The organism is Clostridium sp. (assembly GCF_032552055.1).
Lineage (GTDB): Bacteria > Bacillota > Clostridia > Clostridiales > Clostridiaceae > Clostridium.
Genome location: NZ_JAWGSV010000283.1, coordinates 1 through 3940, shown reverse-complemented (window position 1 = coordinate 3940; position 3940 = coordinate 1). Strand labels below are relative to the sequence as shown.

At 30.0% G+C, this 3940-nt stretch carries 2 protein-coding genes, 1 tRNA gene, 1 pseudogene and 1 other annotated feature; of the genes and pseudogenes, 3 read left to right on the top strand and 1 reads right to left on the bottom strand.

Annotated elements, in window-relative coordinates; genetic code table 11:
* The first annotated feature begins 35 nt into the window (after positions 1-35).
* The 3 genes from E6248_RS14190 to murD all read left to right on the top strand — a co-directional run bounded on the left by E6248_RS14190 (position 36) and on the right by murD (position 3647).
* A tRNA-Asn gene (locus E6248_RS14190) sits at positions 36-110 on the top strand.
* A gap of 232 nt (positions 111-342) precedes the next feature.
* Positions 343-510: a binding site (T-box leader), on the top strand.
* A 43-nt stretch (positions 511-553) separates the two neighbouring features.
* A complete protein-coding gene (locus E6248_RS14185; RefSeq protein WP_316341434.1) occupies positions 554-1945 on the top strand; it encodes a glycine--tRNA ligase in 1392 nt (463 codons plus the stop codon).
* Positions 1946-2270: 325 nt separating this feature from the next.
* Positions 2271-3647 (top strand): UDP-N-acetylmuramoyl-L-alanine--D-glutamate ligase, encoded by a 1377-nt coding sequence (murD, locus tag E6248_RS14180; protein ID WP_316341433.1) that lies wholly within the window; start codon positions 2271-2273, stop codon positions 3645-3647.
* A gap of 75 nt (positions 3648-3722) precedes the next feature.
* Here the strand turns inward: murD and E6248_RS14175 are convergent.
* A pseudogene (locus E6248_RS14175) lies at positions 3723-3940 on the bottom strand (DUF5050 domain-containing protein); the annotation flags it as partial.

Here is a 3940-nt window from a genome sequence, read left to right as displayed (position 1 = left end):
GTAAAAGTTGATATAATAACTAATGTAGTAAATATTCCGCGATAGCTCAACGGTGGAGCACTCGGCTGTTAACCGATAGGTTGGAGGTTCGAATCCTCTCCACGGAGCCATTTTATAAAAGAGTTTTATAAGAGTAGATTTATAATCTATTGTTATAAAACTCTTTTTTATTTTTTAGTAAATTAAAATAAATCAAAATTTAAAGATAACTTTATGAGTATAGTAAAACCCATAATCTATGAAGTGAATTTTTTATTTGAAAATTATAAAGTAGCTACCTTGTGAATAATTCTTTTTTGCTTGACATATAAAAGGCTTTTGGTAAAATGAATATATAATTTAATAAATGCTGTGAGAAAGAGGAGTAAGCTTAAAGTTTATTTTAGAGAGACGATGCTTGGTGAAAATCGTTATAAATTTAAGTTGAAGGGCGCTTTTGAGTATTAATTTTTGAAAGCAGGGCTAGAGCCAAGAAGGGTGGAACCGCGGAATAAGTATTTCGTCCCTTTAGGTTTAGGGCCTTTTTTTATTATAAAAAATTGGAGGTATTAAAATGGCAGTAGAAAAAACTATGGAAAAAATCGTTGCTCTTTGCAAAAGCAGAGGATTTGTATTCCCAGGATCTGAAATATACGGAGGACTTGCAAACTCTTGGGATTATGGTCCGTTAGGAGTTGAATTCAAAAACAATGTAAAAAAAGCTTGGTGGAAGAAGTTTGTACAAGAAAGTCCATATAACGTTGGAGTAGATTGTGCTATATTAATGAATCCAGAAGTTTGGGTTGCATCAGGACACGTTGGAGGATTCTCTGATCCTTTAATGGATTGTAAAGAATGTAAAGCTAGATTTAGAGCTGATAAAATAGTTGAAGATCATATGACTGCAAATGGTGCAGAAGTTGCAAGTGCAGATGGATGGACTAATGAACAATTAAAAGATTATATTGAAAGTAATAAAATTGTTTGCCCTAAGTGTGGTAAGTTAAACTACACTGATATTAGAAAGTTCAACTTAATGTTTAAGACTTTCCAAGGTATTACTGAAGATTCAGCTAGTACAATATATTTAAGACCAGAAACTGCTCAAGGTATATTCGTAAACTTTAAGTCAGTTCAAAGATCTTCAAGAAAGAAAGTTCCATTTGGTATTGCTCAAATAGGTAAGTCTTTCAGAAATGAAATTACACCAGGAAACTTTACTTTTAGAACTAGAGAATTTGAACAAATGGAATTAGAATTCTTCTGTAAGCCAGGTACAGATTTAGAATGGTTTAAGTATTGGAAAGATTACTGTCTAAACTTCTTATTAAACTTAGGAGTTAATGAGGGTAACCTTAGAATGAGAGACCACGGTGAAGAAGAATTATCATTCTACTCTAATGCTACATCAGATATTGAATACTTATTCCCATTTGGTTGGGGTGAGTTATGGGGAATAGCAGATAGAACTGATTATGACCTTAAAAAGCACCAAGAACATTCAGGTCAAGATATGAGCTACTTAGATCCTACTACTAATGAGAAATATGTACCTTACGTAATAGAACCATCATTAGGAGCTGATAGAGTTGCCTTAGCATTCTTAGTTGATGCATATGATGAGGAAGAATTAGAAGGTGGAGATGTTAGAACTGTAATGCACTTACATCCAGCTTTAGCTCCATATAAGGCTGCTATATTACCACTTTCAAAGAAACTTTCTGAAAAAGCTTTAGAAGTATACGGTGATTTAAGTAAGAAGTTTAATTTAGAATATGATGAAGCTGGAAGTATCGGTAAGAGATATAGAAGACAAGATGAAATTGGTACTCCATTCTGTATCACTATAGATTTCGATACTTTAGAAGATGGAGCAGTTACTATTAGAAATAGAGATACTATGGAGCAAGAAAGAGTTAATATTTCTGATTTAGAAGCTTATATCGAAAAGAGCTTAGAATTCTAATTATTAATATTAAAAAGATGTTTTAAGAGAACAATTTATTATAAAGTAATATGTTTTTAGGGAGGATAACTATTATTATAGTTTTCTCCCTATTTTTGTATTTAATTATCTAAAGTGTTATAATAATTTTAAATTGGGACAGACTTATATAACGGTAATTAAATAGACTTATACATAGTATAAGAAAGATTAGAAGTTATTATATATAGTTGTTAAAATGGTGTACCTACTGAAAAATTGTTAGATGAAAAATAACTTAATAACAAGGTAGAATCTTTATTATAACTTATATATAATATTTTTATAGATATTTGGAGGAAGTAGTATGAAAAAATCGTTTGAAGAATTTAAAGAATTTATTAAAGGTAAAAATGTTGCAGTAGTAGGAATAGGGGTCAGTAATATACCTCTTATTAGATTTCTAGTTAAACTTGGAGCTAAGGTAACAGCTTTTGATAAGAAAAGTAGAAATGAATTAGGTGATATTTCTAATGAATTTGATAGTCTTTCAGTAGTTTTAGAATTAGGAGAAGGTTATTTAGATAGATTAACAGGATTTGAAGTTGTATTCAAAACGCCATCAATGAGAATAGATTGTGATGCATTGGTTAGGGTGAAAAATGAAGGCGCTTATATTACTTCTGAAATGGAAGAGTTCGTAAGATACTGCAGTGGAAAAGTGTTTGGAGTAACAGGAAGTGATGGAAAGACAACAACTACAACTATTATTTCAAAGTTATTAAAAGAATCAGGATATAAAACTTGGGTAGGAGGAAATATTGGTACGCCATTATTCGCTAATATTGAAGAAATAAAGGAAGAGGATAAGGTAGTATTAGAGCTATCTAGTTTTCAACTTATGACAATGAATTTATCTATAGATGTTGCTGTAGTAACTAATTTAGCACCAAATCATTTAGATATGCATAAAGATATGCAAGAATATATAGACTCTAAAAAGAATATCTTTTTATATCAAGAGCAAGATGAAAAGTTAATTTTAAATAGAGAAAATGATATAACTCATGGTTTTGTAAATGAAGCAAGAGGTGAAGTTAAAGAATTTAGCTCAAAGAGAGAAATATCAGATGGAGCATATTTTAAAGATAATGCCTTATATTTAGAAGGTAAAGAAGTTTGTAAGAAAGATGATGTTTTAATTAAGGGAATTCATAATGTAGAAAATTATCTAGCTGCATTCCTAGCAACTAAAGATGATGTATCTATAGAAGTTATGAAAAGAGTTGCTGAAACTTTTGGCGGAGTAGAACATAGATGTGAATTAGTTAGAGAAGTTAATGGAGTTAAGTATTACAATGATTCTATAGCTTCAAGCCCAACTAGAACATTAGCTGGATTATTTGCTTTCGAGAGAAAGGTAATATTAATAGCAGGTGGATATGATAAACAAATTCCATTTGAACCATTAGCATTTGAGGGATATCCATATATTAAAGAACTTATTTTATTAGGTGCAACTAAAGATTTAATAAAAGCATCTTTTGATAAGCTTAAAGAAGAAAAAGGTATAGAAGTTAATACTATTATAGTAGAAAGTTTAGAAGAGGCTGTGTTAAAGGCAAAGGAAGTAGCGGTACCAGGAGATATAGTAACATTATCACCAGCTTGTGCTTCTTTTGATATGTTCCCTAACTTTGCTATAAGAGGAGATAAGTTCAAAGAAGTAGTAAATAGTTTATAGAGTTGAAATATAATAAAGAAAGAGATTGCTTTAAGCAATCTCTTTTTCTTTATAATAGAAAATCTCTATTTAAAGCTACTTATTTCTTAATAAGATAACTTTATTTATATTAGAAGCAGCTTCTATAAATAAGCCTTCTTCATATGGGAAATAATCATTAGTAAAACTTGAAAAGACTTTTTCATATTTAAGTTCCTCATTATCTCCTTCGTCAGAAAGCTTATAAATAGAGTTCGGATCATCATTATTTATAAAATATATAGTGTTTTCATATTGTTTTAATTTAGATGTAC